Annotated in this window: 13 protein-coding genes; 9 read left to right on the top strand and 4 right to left on the bottom strand. The window is 57.0% G+C overall.

Annotated elements, in window-relative coordinates; translation table 11 throughout:
- Positions 1–4 precede the first annotated feature (4 nt).
- From ACSIPU_RS19195 to ACSIPU_RS19225, 7 genes are all read left to right on the top strand, one after another.
- A complete protein-coding gene (locus ACSIPU_RS19195; RefSeq protein ID WP_004108550.1) occupies positions 5–385 on the top strand; it encodes a 5-carboxymethyl-2-hydroxymuconate Delta-isomerase in 381 nt (126 codons plus the stop codon).
- Between the two features lie 127 nt (positions 386–512).
- Positions 513–1316 carry a 2-oxo-hept-4-ene-1,7-dioate hydratase gene (hpaH, locus tag ACSIPU_RS19200; RefSeq protein ID WP_004108551.1) on the top strand — a complete coding sequence of 268 codons (804 nt, stop codon included), beginning with the start codon at positions 513–515 and terminating at the stop codon, positions 1314–1316.
- A gap of 10 nt (positions 1317–1326) precedes the next feature.
- Positions 1327–2118, top strand: coding sequence for a 4-hydroxy-2-oxoheptanedioate aldolase (gene hpaI / locus ACSIPU_RS19205; RefSeq protein ID WP_016809283.1), 792 nt, complete (start codon positions 1327–1329; stop codon positions 2116–2118).
- A 69-nt stretch (positions 2119–2187) separates the two neighbouring features.
- Complete coding sequence (gene hpaX / locus ACSIPU_RS19210; RefSeq protein ID WP_004108554.1) at positions 2188–3564, top strand: 4-hydroxyphenylacetate permease; 1377 nt, start codon at positions 2188–2190, stop codon at positions 3562–3564.
- A gap of 9 nt (positions 3565–3573) precedes the next feature.
- Positions 3574–4464 carry a 4-hydroxyphenylacetate catabolism regulatory protein HpaA gene (gene hpaA / locus ACSIPU_RS19215; protein ID WP_004108556.1) on the top strand — a complete coding sequence of 297 codons (891 nt, stop codon included), beginning with the start codon at positions 3574–3576 and terminating at the stop codon, positions 4462–4464.
- Positions 4465–4826: 362 nt separating this feature from the next.
- Complete coding sequence (gene hpaB / locus ACSIPU_RS19220; RefSeq protein WP_196558145.1) at positions 4827–6389, top strand: 4-hydroxyphenylacetate 3-monooxygenase, oxygenase component; 1563 nt, start codon at positions 4827–4829, stop codon at positions 6387–6389.
- A 19-nt stretch (positions 6390–6408) separates the two neighbouring features.
- On the top strand, positions 6409–6921 hold the full coding sequence (locus ACSIPU_RS19225) for a 4-hydroxyphenylacetate 3-monooxygenase reductase subunit (protein ID WP_004110317.1): 513 nt from the start codon (positions 6409–6411) through the stop codon (positions 6919–6921).
- 52 nt (positions 6922–6973) lie between these two features.
- Here the strand turns inward: ACSIPU_RS19225 and ACSIPU_RS19230 are convergent, their stop codons facing one another.
- From ACSIPU_RS19230 to ACSIPU_RS19245, 4 genes are all read right to left on the bottom strand, one after another.
- Entirely contained in the window at positions 6974–7288 is a 315-nt protein-coding gene (locus ACSIPU_RS19230) for a hypothetical protein (protein ID WP_224258571.1), read from the bottom strand.
- A gap of 771 nt (positions 7289–8059) precedes the next feature.
- Positions 8060–8434, bottom strand: a complete 375-nt coding sequence (locus ACSIPU_RS19235) for a CDI toxin immunity protein (RefSeq protein ID WP_004108566.1) — start codon at positions 8432–8434, stop codon at positions 8060–8062.
- Between the two features lie 4 nt (positions 8435–8438).
- On the bottom strand, positions 8439–16424 hold the full coding sequence (locus ACSIPU_RS19240) for a two-partner secretion domain-containing protein (protein WP_196551483.1): 7986 nt from the start codon (positions 16422–16424) through the stop codon (positions 8439–8441).
- An 88-nt stretch (positions 16425–16512) separates the two neighbouring features.
- Positions 16513–18195, bottom strand: coding sequence for a ShlB/FhaC/HecB family hemolysin secretion/activation protein (locus ACSIPU_RS19245; protein WP_194308200.1), 1683 nt, complete (start codon positions 18193–18195; stop codon positions 16513–16515).
- A gap of 502 nt (positions 18196–18697) precedes the next feature.
- Between ACSIPU_RS19245 and btsT the strand changes: the two genes are divergently transcribed.
- A complete protein-coding gene (gene btsT / locus ACSIPU_RS19250) occupies positions 18698–20848 on the top strand; it encodes a pyruvate/proton symporter BtsT (protein ID WP_004108575.1) in 2151 nt (716 codons plus the stop codon).
- A gap of 109 nt (positions 20849–20957) precedes the next feature.
- Complete coding sequence (locus tag ACSIPU_RS19255; RefSeq protein ID WP_004108577.1) at positions 20958–21161, top strand: YbdD/YjiX family protein; 204 nt, start codon at positions 20958–20960, stop codon at positions 21159–21161.
- Positions 21162–21165 lie beyond the last annotated feature (4 nt).

The following is a 21165-nucleotide window of genomic DNA, read 5'->3' on the forward strand; positions in this document are numbered from 1 at the left end:
CAGAATGCCGCATTTTATCGCTGAATGTACCAACAACATCCGTGAGCAGGCTGATTTACCGGGTCTGTTCAGCAAAGTGAACGCCGCGCTGGCGGCAACCGGCATCTTTCCTATCGGCGGCATTCGCAGTCGCGCCATCTGGCTGGATACCTGGCAGATGGCCGATGGCCAGCATGACTACGCCTTCGTGCATATGACGCTAAAGATTGGTACCGGACGCAGCCTGGAGAGCCGTCAGGACGTGGGCGATATGCTGTTCAGGCTGATCAAAGCCCATTTTGCCGCGCTGATGGAGAGCCGCTATCTGGCGCTGTCGTTTGAGCTCGATGAACTGCACCCGACGCTGAACTACAAGCAGAACAACGTACACGCGTTGTTTAAATAGGTGCGACCCGCCCCTCTCCCGGTGGGAGAGGGTGTAAACAAATACTGCCACAAACCCCAGGCCGGCTAAGACGCCTCCGCGTCGCCACCCGGCGCAGCAGCACCGAATGACGTAACAGGAAGCAACTATGCTCGATAAACATACCCATACCCTGATCGCCCAGCGGCTGAACCAGGCGGAAAAACAGCGTGAACAGATCCGCGCTATTTCGCTGGATCACCCGACGATCACCATCGAAGACGCCTACGCGGTACAGCGCGAATGGGTAAATATGAAGATCGCCGAAGGCCGCGTGCTGAAAGGGCATAAAATCGGCCTGACCTCGAAAGCGATGCAGGCCAGTTCGCAAATCAGCGAACCGGACTACGGCGCGCTGCTGGACGATATGTTTTTCCACGACGGCGGCGATATTCCTACCGACCGCTTTATCGTCCCGCGTATCGAAGTCGAGCTGGCTTTCGTGCTGGCCAAACCGCTGCGCGGCCCCAACTGCACCCTGTTCGACGTCTACAACGCCACCGACTACGTGATCCCGGCGCTGGAGCTGATTGACGCCCGCTGCCACAACATCGACCCGGAAACCCAGCGCCCGCGCAAAGTCTTCGACACCATCTCCGATAACGCCGCCAACGCCGGGGTGATCCTCGGCGGCCGTCCGATTAAACCCGACGAGCTGGATCTGCGCTGGATCTCCGCCCTGCTCTATCGCAACGGCGTGATTGAAGAGACCGGCGTCGCCGCAGGGGTGCTGAATCACCCGGCCAACGGCGTGGCCTGGCTGGCGAACAAGCTGGCGCCTTACGACGTCCAGCTGGAAGCCGGGCAGATTATTCTCGGCGGCTCCTTTACGCGTCCGGTACCGGCGCGCAAAGGCGACACCTTCCACGTTGATTACGGCACCATGGGCGCGATTAGCTGCCGGTTCGTCTAGGAGGAATATGATGAATAACGCCTTTAAAGACGCCATAAAAGCGGGTCGACCGCAGATTGGCCTGTGGCTGGGACTGACCAGCAGCTACAGCGCTGAGCTGCTGGCCGGGGCCGGGTTCGACTGGCTGCTGATCGACGGCGAGCACGCGCCAAACAGCGTGCAGACGATACTGACCCAGCTGCAGGCGATCGCCCCTTATCCCAGCCAGCCGGTGGTGCGCCCCTCGTGGAACGACCCGGTGCAGATTAAACAGCTGCTGGATATCGGCGCGCAAACCCTGCTGGTACCCATGGTGCAGAACGCCGACGAAGCGCGGCTGGCGGTGAAAGCCACCCGCTATCCGCCCGCGGGTATTCGCGGCGTCGGCAGCGCCCTCGCCCGGGCCTCGCGCTGGAACCGCGTCCCGGATTATCTCCATCAGGCTAACGACGCGATGTGCGTGCTGGTGCAAATCGAAACTCGCGAAGCGCTCAACAATCTGCCGCAGATCCTCGATGTCGAGGGCGTGGACGGCGTGTTTATCGGCCCGGCGGATCTGAGCGCCGACATGGGCTTCAGCGGCAACCCGCAGCACCCGGAAGTACAGGCCGCCATTGAGCACGCCATCGGGCAAATTCGCGCAGCGGGCAAAGCGCCGGGGATCCTGATGGCCAACGAACAGCTGGCGAAGCGTTACCTGCAGCTCGGCGCGCTGTTTGTCGCCGTCGGGGTCGATACCACCCTGCTGGCCCGCGGTGCGGAAGCGCTGGCGGCACGGTTTGGCGCAGAAAAAACCGCCGAGGGTTCGTCAGGCGTCTATTAACGCCAGGTGGCGCAGCGCCACCCGGCAACCCGCAGTACCCTACAAAATTCCCATTAGAGGAAAATGATAATGAGCGATACATCATCTGCCATCCCGGAAAAGTTCGATCCGGCTAATCAGCACAAGCAGCTGACGGCGCAGCAGCAGTCGGTTATCAACAAGCTCTTTCGTCGCCTGATCGTGTTTTTGTTCGTGCTGTTTATCTTTTCGTTTTTAGATCGCATCAATATCGGCTTTGCCGGGCTGACCATGGGGCAGGATCTGGGCCTTAACGCCACCATGTTCGGCCTTGCCACCACCCTGTTTTACGCGACCTACGTCATTTTCGGCATTCCGAGCAACGTGATGCTCAGCATCGTCGGCGCCCGCCGCTGGATCGCCACCATCATGGTGCTGTGGGGCATCGCCTCCACCGCCACCATGTTCGCGACCGGGCCGAATAGTCTCTATATCCTGCGCATGCTGGTGGGGATCACCGAGGCCGGTTTTCTGCCCGGCATTCTGCTCTATCTGACCTACTGGTTCCCGGCCTTTTTCCGCGCCCGTGCCAACGCGCTGTTTATGATCGCGATGCCGGTAACCACCGCGCTGGGGTCGATCGTTTCAGGCTATATCTTGTCGATGGACGGCCTGTTGAACCTGCACGGCTGGCAGTGGCTGTTCCTGCTGGAAGGCTTCCCGTCGGTGCTTCTCGGTATTATGGTCTGGTTCTGGCTGGATGATTCGCCGTCGAAGGCCAAATGGCTGACCGCAGAAGATAAAAAATGCCTGCAGGAGATGATGGACAACGACCGCCTGACGCTGGTCCAGCCGGAAGGGGCGATCAGCCATCACGCCATGCAGCAGCGCAGCCTGTGGCGGGAAGTATTCACGCCGATCGTGCTGATGTACACCCTGGCCTACTTCTGCCTGACCAATACGCTCAGCGCGATCAGCATCTGGACGCCGCAGATCCTCAAAAGCTTTAACGAAAGCAGCAGCAATATCACCATCGGCCTGCTGGCGGCGATCCCGCAGATTTGTACCATTCTGGGAATGATCTACTGGAGCCGGCACTCCGATAAGCACCAGGAGCGTAAGCACCACACCGCCCTGCCGTTCCTGTTCGCCGCCGCAGGCTGGCTGCTGGCGTCGGCGACCGATCATAACCTGATCCAGCTGCTCGGGATCGTGATGGCTTCGACCGGATCGTTTAGCGCGATGGCCATTTTCTGGACCACGCCGGATCAGTCGATCAGTCTGCGCGCCAGAGCGATCGGTATCGCGGTGATCAACGCGACCGGCAATATCGGATCGGCGCTCAGCCCCTTTATGATCGGCTGGCTGAAGGATATTACCGGCAGCTTCAGCAGCGGCTTGTGGTTCGTCGCCGCCCTGCTGATCATTGGCGCAGTCATTATCTGGGCGATTCCGATGAAAGGATCGCGTCCGCGCGCGACGCCGTAAGGAGCCGCTATGTGCCAGAGTCCTGTTGCCAATATCGATATTAATAAAGAGTACGATGAGAGTCTGGGAACGGAGGAGGTACATTACCAATCCTTTGCCCGGATGGCGGAGTTTTTTGGCCGCGATATGCAGGCGCACCGTCACGACCAGTATTTTCAGATGCACTTTCTCGATACCGGGCAGATTGAGCTGCAGCTCGACGATCATCGCTATTCGGTGCAGGCGCCGCTGTTTGTCCTGACGCCGCCCTCGGTGCCGCACGCTTTTATCACCGAGTCCGATAGCGACGGTCATGTGCTGACGGTGCGCGAGGATCTGGTCTGGCCGCTGCTGGAGGTGCTCTATCCCGGCACGCGGGAGGCTTTCGGTCTGCCGGGCATCTGCCTGTCGCTGGCCGATAAGCCCGAGGAGTTGGCGGCGCTGGCGCATTACTGGCGGCTGATTGAACGGGAATCGACGTCGCAGCTGCCGGGGCGGGAACATACCCTGACGCTGCTGGCGCAGGCGGTGTTCACCCTGCTGCTGCGCAACGCGAAACTTGACGATCATGCGGCCAGCGGAATACGCGGCGAGCTCAAGCTGTTCCAGCGGTTTAACCAGTTGATCGATAGCCACTACCACCAGCACTGGACGGTGCCGGATTACGCCAGCGAGCTGCATCTGACCGAATCAAGGCTAACCGATATCTGCCGCCGCTTCGCCAACCGGCCGCCCAAGCGGCTGATTTTCGACAGGCAGCTGCGCGAGGCCAAACGGCTGCTGCTATTTTCCGACAACGCGGTAAGCGAAATAGCCTGGCAGCTGGGCTTTAAAGATCCGGCCTATTTTGCCCGCTTTTTTAACCGCTTAGTCGGCTGCTCGCCGAGTGCCTATCGGGCGCAGAAAGTACCGGTGTCGTAAGATCTTTCCGGCGACGGCGCGGCGAGTTCGCAGCCGTCTGAGAGGCGGTAGCCCGGGCAAGGCGCGTCAAGCGCCGCCCCCGGGAGCAGAGCGTAGAGTCGCTGAATTTCCCGGAGGCGATGCTGCGCATCTGTCCGGGCTACAAATTCAAAACCCGCCGTGGCTTGTCGTCGGTTCACCGGAGAGCCAGGCCGGAAAATAGAAAAACCAACCCCCGATCACATAACCCAACCCCGCCTGAAAAGTACCGACCATTGACCTAAAAGTCTCTTCACGAAAGCCGCGTTAACCGCTTCAATTGAACAACAAAAACAAAACATAAATTTAACATCGCATTCCGATTAATACTGAAGAGGTCACCTATGAAACCTGAAAATTTCCGTGCAGACGCTAAACGCCCGTTAACTGGCGAAGAGTACCTGAAGAGCCTGCAGGACGGCCGCGAAATCTATATCTACGGCGAACGCGTTAAGGACGTGACCACCCACCCGGCGTTCCGCAACGCCGCCGCCTCCGTCGCCCAGATGTACGATGCGCTGCATAAACCCGAGCTGCAGGATACCCTGTGCTGGGGCACCGATACCGGCAGCGGCGGCTATACCCACAAGTTCTTCCGCGTCGCGAAAAGCGCCGACGATCTGCGCCAGCAGCGCGACGCCATCGCTGAATGGTCGCGTCTGAGCTACGGCTGGATGGGCCGTACCCCGGACTACAAAGCCGCATTCGGCTGCGCGCTCGGCGCAAACCCGGCGTTTTATGGTCAGTTTGAACAGAACGCCCGTAACTGGTACACCCGCATCCAGGAAACCGGCCTCTACTTTAACCACGCCATCGTCAACCCGCCGATCGACCGCCATAAGCCAGCCGACGAAGTGAAAGACGTCTATATCAAGCTGGAGAAAGAGACCGATGCCGGGATCATCGTCAGCGGCGCGAAAGTGGTGGCCACCAACTCGGCGCTGACCCACTACAATATGATTGGCTTCGGCTCGGCGCAGGTGATGGGCGAAAACCCGGACTTCGCGCTGATGTTTGTCGCGCCGATGGATGCCGAAGGCGTTAAGCTTATCTCCCGCGCCTCCTATGAACTGGTCGCCGGAGCAACCGGATCGCCGTACGACTATCCGCTCTCCAGCCGCTTCGACGAAAATGATGCGATCCTGGTGATGGATAATGTGCTGATCCCATGGGAAAACGTGCTGATCTACCGCGACTTCGATCGCTGCCGCCGCTGGACGATGGAAGGCGGTTTCGCCCGCATGTATCCGCTGCAGGCCTGCGTGCGTCTGGCCGTGAAGCTCGACTTTATCACCGCCCTGCTCAAGCGCTCGCTGGAGTGCACCGGCACCCTGGAGTTCCGCGGCGTACAGGCGGATCTCGGCGAAGTGGTAGCCTGGCGCAATATGTTCTGGGCGCTGAGCGACTCGATGTGCGCCGAAGCCACGCCGTGGGTTAACGGCGCGTATCTGCCGGATCACGCCGCGCTGCAAACCTATCGCGTGATGGCGCCGATGGCCTACGCCAAAATCAAAAACATTATTGAACGCAACGTCACCAGCGGCCTGATCTATCTGCCGTCCAGCGCCCGCGATCTCAACAATCCGCAGATCAACGAATATCTGGCGAAATACGTGCGCGGATCGAACGGCATGGATCACGTCGAGCGTATCAAGATCCTCAAACTGATGTGGGACGCCATCGGCAGCGAGTTTGGTGGTCGTCACGAACTGTACGAAATCAACTACTCAGGTAGCCAGGATGAAATTCGCCTGCAGTGCCTGCGTCAGGCGCAGAGCTCCGGCAACATGGACAAAATGATGGCGATGGTGGATCGCTGCCTGTCCGAGTACGACCAGAACGGCTGGACGGTGCCGCATCTGCACAACAATACCGATATCAACATGCTGGATAATCTGCTGAAGTAAGCGGCAGCGGGAGGTCACAATGCAATTAGATGAACAACGTCTGCGTTTTCGCGATGCCATGGCCAGCCTGTCGGCCGCCGTTAACGTCATCACCACCGAAGGCGAGGCGGGCCGCTGCGGTATCACCGCCACCGCGGTCTGTTCGGTGACTGATACGCCGCCGTCGGTGATGGTCTGCATCAACGCTAACAGCGCGATGAATCCGGTGTTTCAGGGCAACGGCAAGCTATGCATCAACGTGCTGAACCACGAGCAAGAGGAGATGGCGCGCCACTTCGCCGGCATGACCGGGATGACGATGGACGACCGTTTCGGCCTCAGCTGCTGGCAAAAAGGCGAGCTCGGCCAGCCGGTGCTAAAAGGCTCACTGGCGAGTCTCGAAGGCGAGATTAGCCAGGTACAGACCATCGGCAGCCACCTGGTCTATCTGGTAGAAATCAGGAATATAACCCTGAGCCAGCAGGGCCACGGACTGATCTACTTTAAGCGCCGCTTCCATCCGGTGATGATGGAGATGGAGGTCGTGGCGTAATGGCCTCGCCAGCCTCTCCCCGGATAACGGGGAGAGGCAACACAGATTCGCGTTAGCGTTCCTGCTGTGTAAACTGTGTCAGCGCTGCACCGCCTGCGCCACCTTCTGTTCTTTTCACCCTTCTTCCCTTTAATCCTGTATTTCTGGTAAAAGCTCCAACATACGTCGCAATGAGCACATCCGTTGGATTAACTTCTCCATTAATAAGATACTGAATACCAGCATTTGCTGTTCCGCCCATCGCGCCAGTAACCTGCATTCCACCCGGCAGGTAGATTAGCCCCCGCTGAAGCCAACGTACCTGCATAAGCTTTATTCTCAGCAATTCCTCGCTGCCAGGCTTCACCAGAGGGGTTAACTGCACCATGCTCTCTGGCTTTCTCACCCTGGCTCCATTCGTTCCTACCCATCAGGTTATTCTCCACACTAATCCCAACTCTGTGGATGAATTTTTATCCTATCTTTGCTCTAAAATCCTTTTAGTTTGAATAGTCTGGCAATAATAAAAACCGCACCAGTGAAGATTCCAATCACACAACCAATTTTAATGGTTTTAAGTATATCGGCTTTTTTCAAATCAAAAGTTCCTGTTAGCATTCAAACTAAAACGTCTATAGACAAAGTTATACACAGGAAACTAACAATACCCCCAAGAATACAGGCGATAAATAGAATCAGCAGGTTTAATATTTTCTCATTGAAGGATTTCATTTCAATTTCTTCTCAATGATTGGTTCGAGTTTTTCCCGCCATATTCTGAAGAGAAAGATGCTCCTATGTCGCCAAAACTGCCTGGAATGTTACTCGGTGTAACTTCTTTTGAGATACCAAAGTCACCTTTAATCTCAGTATACTTTAGCATAATAGGATTAAACTTCGGATCCCAACCTGCTTTCCACCTAGTTTGCCCATGCATTTGTACCCCAAGAAATGCCTTTGCCTATACCATAACCAAACCCAGCACCAATACCATTTGTAATTGCGCCTGAACCTACGCCTGAAGGGAAACTGGCTGAGGCGGGATTCAGTACCGACACGCCGGTCACGGTCAGCGTGGACCAGGGACGACTGGTGACAGAACCAGTCAAGGGCTGACGAGTAAAAAATCTCGGCTTTAACGCCGGAATTTTATATATCTCTAATTTTTTATACCCAGACGAATTATGTCTGTTGGAAATAGAGGTTGTAATATCAATTCATTGTTAAAAATGAACAGCTTAGGAGATAAAGCTGTAACGTCATAAATATTTTCAGCAACCAATACTAGGTTAGTTCTAAAAACAGGAATGTTAATGTTATCCACAAAAACAAACACATCATGTTTTTTATTATAACAATCGGATATGAGATGATTTATATCTTCATAATCTGAATAGTTAAAATCATCCCACAATAAGTTCCCATTAATAAATGGGAACTTATACAAAATATTAAGCGCATCCTTCTCTCTCTGTCCTTCAAGCACTTCGAAATCAGCACCAAGGGCCTCTTTACACTCATCAAATAAATTCATTTTTCTACCTATTCAACTGTTTCAATATGGTTTCAAACGCTTTTTCATTACCTTCAAATGGTATAACCTGCTTGACTGCTTTGCCCGGCCCTTTCCCTTGAGAGTAATCCCATACGTTGATGTGCGTTCCCTTTTCAGGATCATAATCAACACGCCAACCAACCTTACCATCATTAGATTGCCGTCCAATTATTTTTCCATTCCCAGCACTCACTTCTAGTCGCCCAATTACAGGCTTAGAGTCAGCACCCAAATTACCCACAATATTTAGCGCCTTATTTCGAGCATTTTCCCAGTTTTTTTCAGATTTTAATATTGTTTCAATTCGAGTCGCTGGACTTGGTACTTTCCTCCCTGGCAACATAATGCCTGCCAGCAGCCCGCCCGTTGCTTCCAGTGCAGCTTGATTCCCGCCAGCCGCCTGTTTAACCGTATCCGCAACCGCAGACCAGGTTTCACCCTGCATCAGCGTGGTAACAGTATCCGCCAGCGCCTGATTCTTCCCGGCCAGGTCGCTCATCGCTTTACTGCAGTAACTGTCACCCACAGCACAGGAAGCCAGCACCATGGCCGCATCAGCAGCATAGTCAACAGAACCTAATGCCGCATCGCCGGTATCAGCAAGGCCATTGATAATGGCGTTCGCGATGGCAGAAGTGGTGCCTTCACCCAGCTTTTCCCTGACCTGATTTTTCAGGGATTCAGCAGCCTGTTTCGCCGCTTCTCGGGCCTTATCACCGCTCAGCGAGTTATTCTCAACCGCGTTCTTCCCGGCCTGCGCCCCCGCGACCGCATCCCCGATGCTGCCTCCGCTAAGCCCCCCCATCAGTCCCGCCGCCAGCGTACTCAGCGCGCTTATCGTCGACTTCTGCTCATCCGACAGCTCTTCTGTCTTAACATCCGGATAATATTCTGCCGCTATCCAGCGCCCCAGCAGTTCGCCGCTCACCGCGCCTGCCGCCCCCGCCAGCGCGCTGTTATTTCCCGATGCCGCCGCTATCGCTCCCCACACCGCGTGCGCCATCGCATTGGCTTCCACATTCACCTTGCCTGTCGCGCTGTCCGTCGTCTGGCTGTGAATGATTTCCGCCACATACGGACTCACTGCGCCGCTCGCCGCCTGCGCCAGGTTGCCGCCCGCCAGACCCTGCATCGCCGCCGTTACCGCCTGCGCCACCTTCTGGTACTTTCCGCCCGTATCGTAGTCCGCCGTCGCCGTCCGGCTCACCTGCGCGCTGATTTGTTCCTCGCTCGGATGGGCATTCCCTCCCGCTACCAGCATCTCCCGTGCCGCTGCCCGCGCAGCCGGGTCGCTCTGCGCCGCCTGCGCGTTCAGCTTGCCCTGCGTCACGAGCACATCACTCACCTGGCGACCTGTTTCACCTATCTTCTGCGCCACCGCCAGCCGGTTCTGCTCTTTCTCCTTATCAAATATCGGACTCAACGTTTGGTTCGCATGCGCTGCATCCCGGCTTAACCTCGTCACGTCTTGCTGCTGACTCGTGCCGTCGCGGATAACGATACTGCCCTCGCTCACCGCCGCCCGCGTCAGCGAACTGTCGCTGCCGCTGCCGTTCGCCCCCATCAGCAGACCGCTGGCCGCATTCCCCAGGAACTGCCCCGCCACGCTACCGCTCGTGCTCGTCCCCACGCTCTGCTGCTCCACGCTGTACTCGGCAGAGTTTTTAATATCCCGGAAACCCAGCGTCCCGGTATCCAAGCGGTTCAGCTCCGCCGCCGTGCTCGCCAGCACGCTGCCATTCAGTTGCGTATGCCCGCCCACCTTCACATCAAAACCGCCCTCGCCGGCAAAAATCCCCGTTTGCGCCTCCACCGATGCCCAGGTGCTGTGCATTTTGCTCTGGCTCAGGTTGAGAGAGCCCGAACCGCCGCCCATGCTGCCGCTCGCCCCCACGCTGCCGCTACGCTGCTTCGAATCGTAGTTATCGCTGTCCTGTTCGCTACTCAGCGTCAGGTTACGCCCGACGTCCATTGTCACCTGATGGCCGCTCACCTGCGCCCCGGTCAGCGTCGTATCGCGACCGCTGACGATAGTCACCCGTTCCCCGGCGCTGAGGGTCGTTTCGTTATGCATCAGGCTGTTGCCCTTCTCGTGGCCCTTCGCGGCATTGGCGCTGGCGCTGACCGTCAACCCGTTCGCGCCCTGACCGAAGTTAATACCGACGCCAAACGAACTCCCATGGCTCTCGTTTTTACCGCTCAGGGTGCTGACGTTCTCCGCAGAGAATAAATTCACATCGCGCGCGGCATTGAGTAACGCGCTGCCGCCGGCTTGCAGCTGGCTGCCCTCAACGTTGATATCCGCCTCAGTGGCGATAATGCTGAGATTGGTGCCGGCCATCAGGCTACTGCCGCGGCTGGTGTTCTGCGTTTGTCGCTGAGTGGATTTCGATGACTGGCTACCCCAGGAAAGGTTGACCCCTATCATGCTCTCCGGACTGGAATCCGCAGTCTGCATCTGCGATGCCTGATACGCCTGTACGCCCGATAATGCCGACTGCAGCCCGCTCAGCGCGGCGAGACGGCCATTGCTCTCGGTGCTGGCCTGTTTAGCGCTGGAAACCGCGGTATTAATGGCGCTGCCCACCATCCCGGATAACGCCAGCGTCAGGCCGCTGGTTTTCTGTTCCACGGTATGGGTCTGGGTGCTCTGGTTTTCCGCTGCCAGAATATTCACGGTTTTACCGGTCAACGCCATATTGTTGCCGGCCACCATGTCAGATCCCTGAACCGTCAACACATTACCGGCGCTCAGGCTAAGGTTGCCCTGTGAGCTTCCGACGGTACTGGCGGCGCTACTCAGCGTTGTCGTCACGTCGGTGGCTTTCAGCGACGAACTGCCGACGCTGAAGCCAACACCGCCAGTGCCGGAAAAGCCGCTATGTTTCTCTTTACGTAGATGGTTTTCCTGGCGACTCTCCTCGGCGGTGGCGATGGTCAGGTTACGCCCCGCCACAAGGTTGACGTCCTGGGTGCCGGCAACACTGCTGCCGGACACCAGCAGGTCGCGCCCGGCCTGCATCACAATACTGTCACCGCTAAAATTGCTGCCGATGGCGTTCTGCGCCCACACTTCATCGTGAGTGGTGAGCGAGCGGTGAGCCAGCAGGCCGCTGCTGCTTTGATGGTTGTTTTCCGTCAGATGCCATGAGGACTCGCCGCTGCTGAGGTTAATGTCATTGCCGGCGGCAACCGTCAGGCTGCTGGTTGCCGTCACGCTGGCGGCGCGGGCATGAATATCGTGGACGGCGGACAGCGCAACCGCGCCGCCATTAATTTGCGTGCCGATATCGCCACGCTGGGTCAAAGAACGATCGTTGCCTTTCCCCCAATTTCCGCTTTCGCTGTGGGTAGTGGCGAGCGTCCGCAGGTTGAGATCGTTGCCGGCGATAATCTTCGTCTGGCTGCCCGCCGCGCTGTTACTCACCATGCTTGCCGTCAGATTAATGTTATGTAACGCCTGCAGCCCCAGCTGGCCGTTTTCATTCTGGACATAAATCCCCGCAGGCCGATCGAGGCTGATGTTACCTGGGCCGCCGCCGAGGGTGCTGGCGCTGTTGAGATCACGCCCGGCTTGCGCGATCAGGCTATCGCCGCCCTGCAGCGTTCCGCCAATATTGTTGATATCAGTACGCGCGTTTAGCGTGAGCTGGTTGCCGCCGATATAGCCGCTGTTATGAATGTTTTCCGCGGTTAGTTGCGTCACGCCGCGGCTGTGGATGTGCCCGCTGTTGGTCACATCACGGCTCACACTGAGCGCCACGTTTTCACCGCCGAGCAACGCGCCGCTGCCATCAAGATCGCCCGCTTTAACCCGCGCATAAACCTGCGGCACCAGCACATGCCGCACAGAGCCATCCGCTAGCGTGACCTCTCTGGCGACCAGCCAGACCATATCGCTGGTCAGCAGCGCCATCTGCGCTGGCGTCAGCGCCACCCCGACCGTCAGGTTGTACTGTTTGGCGAAGGCGACGCCCGCGTCCATCAGCGCCCGGTACTGCTCTTCATCGTTACTGTAGCCCTGGAGGTAGCGCTCGCCGCTCAGTTTAACGATCTGCTCACGCACCAGCCGCTGTTCGTAATAGCCGTCGCCAAGCCGCTTCATCGCCTGATCAACGCCCAGCTGATTTTGCATGTAGTCGCTGGCGAGCCACGCTTTACCGTTGGTAAAACGCGGTTCGGTTTCCACCAGATAGCCTGCTTTAGCCTGTGGATCGATCTGATACAGACTGCTGACAGGAAGACGGGTATCCGGCGTGACGAGGCGAATAACCGTTCCGTCAGCGTTAACCGGCGTCACTTCCACCAGTCGTCCGGCAGGTAGTTCACCTGGCTCATCGGCGCGATCGCGCGGGGTAATCACACTGCTATGGCCATCAATTTGGGTATTGCCCTGCCACTTTATGGTTTGCAGATCGATAGTCTGAACCGTGGGCGTCGGTTCATATTCGCTACTTTTTTTCCCCTGGCTGGTTTTGGTGCCGCCAAACGGGCGGCTGGTCTTTTTCTCATACCAACGAGTCTGGGTACCGACGTCGGTGGTCACCCGTTTACCGGTCGTGGCGACGTTGTTTAGTTCGCTAATCACGCCACCGAGCGCTCCCCCGGCGATAATCTGGCTGTCGTAGTTATTCAGCTTATCGCTGTTGATGATGAGCCGGCCGCCGGAGAGGATTTTGCCGGGATCGCTTTCCACCACCTGCGTTTCCACAACGGTACGCTGGTACTGATATTCATAGAACTCATCGCCACGGCTACCGTCCGGCATAATGGCGTCGTGAACGCCGTATTTGTTTTTATAGCTGGTATCGACCAGCGACCAGTCGAAGCGCTGTACCGATCCTTTCAGCGCCGCTTCATGGCGCCATGACTGCTCGACCATCACATCTTTCGTCACCAGATGGTCGTTGTAGTTATTGATTTGTTGGATATCGATCGCCATATCACCGGCGGACTCAAGCGTTGCGCTGTGGTTATTAAAGACTCCCGCCCGGCCGCTGAGCGAACCGTCTTCGGCAAGTTGGCCGCCAATGGTAAGCGTACCGTCGCTGTAGATCAGCGCGTGATCCTGGTTATTGAGCGTGCCGACGCCCATTGCCAGCAATGCTCGTGCAGCAATCGTCGCCGCCACGCCGTTCTCCGCGGCGTTAGTCAGCGTTGCCACCTGCAGCGCGACGGCGTCGCCGTACAGGCGCCCGCTACCGATATTGGTTAACGTCGTGGCGACAATATGGGTTAAACCACCGTCAATCAGTCCCCGATTGACCAACTCGCCGTTGACCGTAAAATGGTTCTCGCCAGAGCTGATTTCACCTTCCTGACGGTTATCCAGCTTCGCCACATAGAGATTGAGCACCTGGCCAACGCTGATAACACCCTGATTAATCAGTCCCAAACCGGAGAGATTCCACTGCAGGTTGCCGTTGGCGATGATCCTCCCGGCGTGATGAAACGCCTGACGCAACGTTAGTGACATATCGCCCTGAGAGAGCACCTCGCCATCGCCGCTGAGGGAATCGGCATCGAGAATAAGTTTGCTCGCGGCAAGTAGCGTCCCGCCCGTATTAGCCAGCACCAGGTTGACGCCTGCTATATCCAGAGCGGCGGCGGAGACGATCTGCCCCTGCCGGTTATCCAGCCCCCGATTGTGGATGGTGATGTTCAGGTTACCGCCGGACTGCAGTTCTCCCTGACGGTTATCAACAGCGGCGCTCTGAATACGCAGGGCATCAACGGCGGTAATTGTGCCCTGCTGATTATCCAGCAAACCGCTCGTCGTCAGGTTGACGCTGCCCCGCTGCGCCGAGCCAACCTGCCCGTGACGATTGTTTAGATTTTGAGCCCGTAGCCGGATGTCGCCGCTGGCGATGATATTCCCCTGCGAGTTATCCACCCCATGGCGCGCAGTGAGCTGAACGTCGCCCTGCGCCGCGCTGATTTTTCCGCCATGGTTGATCAGATTGTCGGCGTCAAGCTTGATATTGCCATTTGCGGCAAGAACGCCTTCGCGGTTATCCAGCCCTCCTTCAGAGCTCATGGCCAGGTCGCCCTGCGCCGCAATCAATTGCCCATGCTGGTTCCGAAGGCTTGCTACTTGTAGAGAAAGGCTACCGCCAGCAACGATATTCCCTTGTGAATTTTCCAGCTCATGACGCGTAGTGAGCTGAGCATTGCCTTGCGTCGTGCTGATCTTACCGCTGCGATTATTAATGTTATCAGAGTACAAAACGATATTGCCGTTAGCGGCAATAGTGCCTTCGCCGTTGTCCAGCACGCCATCGCTGGTAATCGACATGCCGCCGCTGCCGGTATGCAACAGCGTTCCGTTTTGATTGAGCAACTGGCTGGTGCTGAGCGTCAATGCATGGCTGTTGCTGGCGATCTCACCGCCGTGGTTATCCAATCCCGCGCAAAAATCAAGGCGTAGATCGTCCTCGCCCGTCTGCTGGATTACGCCCTGCTGGTTATCCAGCGCCATTGCTTTCAGCTCAAGCTGGCTGGCCGTCAACAGGCCACTGTGGTTTTTGAGTTTGCCGCTGGCGGCCAACTGGAGTTTTTCGCTGGCCGCCACCACCGCATCTCGGGTTGTGATATCGCCGGACGCGGCGCTGACCACAATCCGCGCCCCCGAGGTTCGACTGTTATCAAGATCCACTGCCCTGCCCTGCGCCGTCAGCGTCCCTGCCGCCATATTGCGGCCATTCAACGCCAGCGAAGTCTGGCTATTCAGCGTCAGCGCGCCGCTGCTGGCGGAAGAACCATCGCTATTTAATCCGGCTGCGAGCGTGCTATTTTGCGCGCTACGCAAAGTGCTGGCGGCAATCCGCGTATCACCTTGCGCGGCGATAATGCCGTCATTGGTTAGCGTCGCGCTGGCCGTCACCAGGCTATCTTTTCCGGCGTACAACTGGCCCTGATTGTGAAGATCGCCCTTAACGGACAGTTGCAGATTCTGTGCGGACTGAATCACGCTGCTGTTGCTGAGCGCGCCATCAGCGCTGATTGCTACGTCCCCCGCCGCCGCGCCGATATTGCCGGCATTGTGAACGCCTACGCCTCGCTCGGTACCGACAAGACGAATTTTATGGGCGTACATCCCACCCAGCGCGCTGACGTCTATCGCCACCGCTGGCGCCGCACTGCCGTCGGATGATTTCGCCGTCGTCAGACTGTGCGCCGCATCGATCTGATTACGCCCTGCAGTAACCTTTAGCTCCTGCGCCCAAACCCCGGCGTTGATTTTCACCGCGCGGGCGAGCAGGTCGGTGCTGTCTACCGAGCTCGCATCAAGCCCGCCTCCCTGTACGATAATTTCGCCGCGATTGACATCGTAACCGCTAATCTGCCCGTTGCTGTACTGCACCTGACCTGTCGTCAGCGTCGCGCGGTTGGCATTGATAAACCCGCAGCCGTCGCAGCTAATTCCGCCAGGGTTAGCTATCACCACCTGCGCTTTCTGCCCGGCAACCTCGATATAGCCATTCAGCCGGCTCGGATCACGGGTATTCACCTCGTTGAGGATCACTCTGGCTTCCCCTTTCGCCAGATTCGGGTTACCGGCGACCATCCCGGCCAGTTGGGTTGAAGTGCTGGCGTGGCTGTTATTCAGCACCACGCCGCGCCCATCGACGTCAAACTGGCTGTAAACGTTGCGCGAAACGCCTGCGCCACTCGGTGTCTGAATATTGACCTGCGGAGTGCCATTGGCGCTATTGGCGATCTGCGGTTGCTGGCCGCCGGGCGCATGGTTATCGGCGACAATCGCTGCCTTAGCCGGGGTGAGACAGGAAAACGCGAGCAGAAACCCAAAGGCCAGCGGCGCCAGGATGGACGTCAGCGTCGACCCGGTTCGCGCGTCGGCGCCAGATTGCGGCGACACGCCCGCCCGATGAGAGCGGGTCGTTTCCGCCACCACTATCAGCATCCCGCGAGCCTTATTAAATACGATTCGATAAAAGCGTTTATTCATTGCCGTTACTCGTCATCCGTTGTTCACCGCGGCGCGGAAAATCATCCCTGTGCGCAGCACGCGCCGCCGGACGGCGCGTGAGTAAAAGTCAGTAGCTCCAGCTGACGCTGAAACCAAAAGTTGCTGGCTCGGTTTTAAAATCATCGGGTTTGTCTAAAGGGATACCGGCGAACAGGTCGTAGCTGGCGCGTAGGTACTGGCCGTGCAGCCCTGCCACGCCTCCGGCGAGGTGTTTGCCCACCAGCGTTTCACTGCCAGCGCCGCCGACTTCGCCGTAATCTGCTCCCAGATAAAACTCCTGCCCCGGCAACGGGGTCGACCAGGCGATATCGTTACGGACGTACCAGCCGTGGCTGGCGGTCAGGGTGCGCTCGCCGTCAAAGCCGCGAACCGTCCAGCGGCTGCCGATGGAAAACATATCCGGCGAAGTCAGCGGCGTGCTGCTCATCTGCCGCTGATAGCGACTGGTAAAGCGAAAACGTTGCCCGCCCAAGGCAAAAGGCAAATTGAGCTGAGCATTAAATTGCAGGATCTTGCTGAGGGCGGTTGCTTCCCCCCACTGCTCTTCTGGCGAAGGTTGAGCGCCGAACCAGCGGGTACCGCGCTGGTAGCTCACTCCGCTATCGAGAGTGGCGTTGCCAAGGTAATGGCGATGCTGCAGACCAAGCTTCCAGGCCGCCGTTTGCCGCCGCTGGACGGCAATCTCGGTGTCGTTAATGAAGTTACGCTGCTCGCGGGCTAACACATCGGCGCTAAGAGTGGTCTTCTGACTACCGCTACGGTGCAGTACGCGGCTAAGCTGGAAATCAACGTTCTTGCTTTTACCGCTGTACTGGTAATCGCCGTTAGCCCCCGCCACGGTTTGCACGTAATCGTACTGGCTGGCGGTTAATACGAACTGCCAGTAGCCCAGCGGGACCGAATAGTGGCCGGTCAGGTTCTTTGAGGATTTACCGCCGTTGCCATCGAGGTTATGTGAACCGGAAAGGTAAAAAAGATCGCTTAAGGATAGTGGGTTATCCAGTGACAGCGTCAGGTTCCCCTGGTAACGGCCGGTGGCATTAGAGCCGGAATCATCGAGCGAGGCGTCGATGCGCCAGAAGCGCTCCTGTTGGCGGTTAATGACAATATCGCTTTGCCCCGGCGTCTCGCCCGGAACAATTTCCATGCTGGCCTGAACCGTCGGCAGGCGCTGCAGATTTTCCAGCCCCTGTTCAATATCGCGCAAATCCAACAGTTTCCCGTCAGTCGCCGGAAATGCGCTCGCCAGCCACAGATAATCATCGCTCTGCGCCGTAAGCCTGGCTTCACGGATATAACCCGGCATCACCACCAGGCGTAAAACACCGCTTTTTAAGTCCTGCTGCGGAGCAAGGATCCGGCTGGTGATATAACCGCGGTCGATTAATATATTCTGCAATTGGGCCATCAGTAGATTTATTCCCTTTCCTCCCAGACAACGCCCATTCACTTTATTTGTCTGGCGCTGGAGCGGAAGCCAATGCGGTAAGGCTTCGGCGCCCTGCAAAATAACCTGAGAAATAGCAAAGCAAGGTTGTTCAACGGGAAATAGCCCATCATCGATATTTACTCCTTCCGCGGATAAATGAATATCCGGTGACGGCGGCGCGAGCTGACTTTCCAGGGCTTGCTGGCGCTGCTGCTGGTTGATGAACTGCTGCTCACGTACGGTATCCGCAGGCGCGGCGTACCCCCACACTGGCAGCGCAGAGATAATAAAAGCCTTATGAATTAAACTCCGTTTATTCATTATTTTTTAAGCCAGGGCTATCCATGTCGATGACAAACACTCTTTAATGGCGATTAAATACATTCAAACGTGCATAAATATCAACTCATATTCATAAGACAATCATCGTAATAATAGCTTAACGACGAATTCATCAATGAGGGGCTATTTTTATCGGACTGCTGAATATATTTCAGCAATAAAGGTAAAATGTGAAGTCATTATGAAATGAGAATAATGAATTTGAATTGATATAATCTGCCGCTGGTATGACTCGTGCCACACCACAACTCCCTGTGATCTCAATCACATAATTATCCCCTGTTAACTTCCCTCCCAACCGCTTACCCCGGCAAGTGACCGCTTAATCCCGAATATAACCACTCACAGATTTACCCAACTTTACGCGCGCGAAGTTCTGGCAAGATCGTCTCCAGCATAGCTAATCAATACCTCCACCAACCCTGACTCAAAACTAAACGGCTTCGGCCCATTATTCATCTCATTAACGCCAGGTTTTACTATGGATACTAAAAAGTTATTCAAGCACATACCCTGGGTGATTCTTGGAATCATCGGGGCATTTTGCCTCTCGGTCGTCGCTCTGCGCCGCGGTGAGCACGTCAGTGCGCTGTGGATCGTGGTGGCGTCGGTTTCCGTCTACCTCGTTGCCTACCGTTATTACAGCCTGTACATTGCGCAAAAGGTGATGAAGCTCGATCCTACGCGTTCGACGCCGGCGGTAATTAACAACGATGGCCTGAACTACGTTCCGACCAACCGCTACGTGCTGTTTGGCCACCACTTTGCCGCGATTGCCGGCGCCGGTCCGCTGGTGGGCCCGGTGCTCGCCGCGCAGATGGGCTACCTGCCGGGTACCCTGTGGCTGCTGGCGGGCGTCGTGCTGGCAGGAGCGGTACAGGACTTTATGGTGCTGTTTATCTCCTCGCGTCGTAACGGCGCCTCGCTGGGTGAGATGATCAAGCAGGAGATGGGTCCAGTACCGGGCTCCATCGCGCTGTTCGGCTGCTTCCTGATAATGATCATCATCCTCGCGGTGCTGGCGTTAATCGTGGTTAAAGCGCTGGCGGAAAGCCCATGGGGCGTGTTCACCGTCTGCTCGACCGTGCCAATTGCTCTGTTTATGGGGATCTACATGCGCTTCCTGCGCCCGGGTCGGGTAGGCGAAGTGTCGGTTATCGGCATCGTTCTGCTGGTGGCGTCTATTTACTTCGGCGGCGTGATTGCCCACGACCCTTACTGGGGCCCGGCGCTGACCTTTAAAGACACCACTATTACCTTTACCCTGATTGGCTACGCGTTTATCTCGGCTCTGCTGCCGGTATGGTTGATTCTGGCGCCGCGCGACTACCTGGCGACCTTCCTGAAAATCGGCGTAATCGTTGGCCTGGCGCTGGGTATCGTGATCCTTAACCCGGACCTGAAAATGCCGGCGGTGACCCAGTACATTGATGGTACCGGTCCGCTGTGGAAAGGCGCGCTGTTCCCGTTCCTGTTTATCACTATTGCCTGCGGCGCGGTCTCCGGCTTCCACGCCCTGATCGCTTCCGGCACCACGCCGAAGCTGCTGGCTAACGAAACCGACGCCCGTTTTATCGGCTACGGCGCGATGCTGATGGAGTCCTTCGTGGCGGTGATGGCGCTGGTGGCGGCATCAATTATCGAACCGGGTCTCTACTTCGCGATGAACACTCCGCCGGCGGGTCTGGGCATCACCATGCCGAACCTGCACGAAATGGGCGGTGAAAACGCCGCGCTGATTGCCGCCCAGCTGAGGGATGTCACCGCTCACGCGGCAGCGACCGTCAGCTCCTGGGGCTTCGTGATCTCTCCTGAACAAATCCTGCAAACCGCGAAAGATATCGGCGAACCGTCGGTCCTGAACCGCGCAGGCGGCGCGCCGACGCTGGCCGTGGGTATCGCTCACGTGTTCCACAAAATCATCCCGATGGCGGATATGGGCTTCTGGTACCACTTCGGTATTCTGTTTGAAGCGCTGTTTATCCTCACCGCACTGGATGCCGGTACCCGCGCAGGCCGCTTTATGCTGCAGGACCTGCTGGGCAACTTTGTACCGTTCCTCAAGAAAACCGACTCGCTGGTAGCAGGCATTATCGGTACTGCGGGCTGCGTTGGTCTGTGGGGCTACCTGCTGTATCAGGGCGTGGTCGACCCGCTGGGCGGCGTGAAGAGCCTGTGGCCGCTGTTCGGCATCTCTAACCAGATGCTGGCCGCCGTGGCGCTGGTGCTCGGTACCGTGGTGCTGGTCAAAATGCAGCGCACCAAATATATCTGGGTCACCGTGATCCCGGCTGCATGGCTGCTGCTGTGCACCACCTGGGCGTTGGGTCTGAAACTGTTTAGCACCAACCCGCAGATGGAAGGCTTCTTCTTCATGGCTCAGCAGTACAAAGAGAAGATCGCTTCCGGCGGAGAACTGACCGCACAGCAGATTGCCAATATGAACCATATCGTGGTGAATAACTACACCAACGCCGGTCTGAGCATTCTGTTCCTTGTCGTGGTCTACAGCATCATTTTCTACGGCATCAAAACCTGGCTCAACGTACGCAACAATAAAGTGCGTACCGACAAAGAGACACCGTACGTACCGGTACCGGAAGGCGGCGTGAAGACCTCTTCACATCACTAACCCCTAATGCCGGATGGCGCTACGCTTACCCGGCCTACACAAGCGAATGTTTGTAGGCCGGATAAGGCGCTAGCCGCCATCCGGCTTTATTCGTTCTCTGGAAAGCATAATGTTTGGTAACTTAGGTCAGGCAAAAAAATATCTCGGTCAGGCAGCGAAAATGCTGATTGGCATTCCGGATTACGATAATTACGTCGAGCATATGCAGACCAATCATCCGGACCAGCCGTACATGACCTATGATGAATTCTTTCGCGAACGCCAGCAGGCCCGCTACGGCGGCGACGGCAAAGGCGGCGTGCGCTGCTGCTAATGGA

Source organism: Klebsiella sp. HN106 (genome assembly GCF_051209435.1).
Lineage (GTDB): Bacteria > Pseudomonadota > Gammaproteobacteria > Enterobacterales > Enterobacteriaceae > Klebsiella > Klebsiella oxytoca.

Coding starts and splice junctions, on each gene's coding strand:
- hpaB (WP_196558145.1), top strand. CDS start 4,827: ATGAAACCTGAAAATTTCCGTGCAGACGCTAAACGCCCGTTAACTGGC.
- hpaX (WP_004108554.1), top strand. CDS start 2,188: ATGAGCGATACATCATCTGCCATCCCGGAAAAGTTCGATCCGGCTAAT.
- btsT (WP_004108575.1), top strand. CDS start 18,698: ATGGATACTAAAAAGTTATTCAAGCACATACCCTGGGTGATTCTTGGA.
- ACSIPU_RS19235 (WP_004108566.1), bottom strand. CDS start 8,434: ATGAATTTATTTGATGAGTGTAAAGAGGCCCTTGGTGCTGATTTCGAA.
- ACSIPU_RS19230 (WP_224258571.1), bottom strand. CDS start 7,288: ATGGTGCAGTTAACCCCTCTGGTGAAGCCTGGCAGCGAGGAATTGCTG.
- ACSIPU_RS19255 (WP_004108577.1), top strand. CDS start 20,958: ATGTTTGGTAACTTAGGTCAGGCAAAAAAATATCTCGGTCAGGCAGCG.
- ACSIPU_RS19225 (WP_004110317.1), top strand. CDS start 6,409: ATGCAATTAGATGAACAACGTCTGCGTTTTCGCGATGCCATGGCCAGC.
- hpaI (WP_016809283.1), top strand. CDS start 1,327: ATGAATAACGCCTTTAAAGACGCCATAAAAGCGGGTCGACCGCAGATT.
- hpaA (WP_004108556.1), top strand. CDS start 3,574: ATGTGCCAGAGTCCTGTTGCCAATATCGATATTAATAAAGAGTACGAT.
- hpaH (WP_004108551.1), top strand. CDS start 513: ATGCTCGATAAACATACCCATACCCTGATCGCCCAGCGGCTGAACCAG.
- ACSIPU_RS19240 (WP_196551483.1), bottom strand. CDS start 16,424: ATGAATAAACGCTTTTATCGAATCGTATTTAATAAGGCTCGCGGGATG.
- ACSIPU_RS19195 (WP_004108550.1), top strand. CDS start 5: ATGCCGCATTTTATCGCTGAATGTACCAACAACATCCGTGAGCAGGCT.
- ACSIPU_RS19245 (WP_194308200.1), bottom strand. CDS start 18,195: ATGAATAAACGGAGTTTAATTCATAAGGCTTTTATTATCTCTGCGCTG.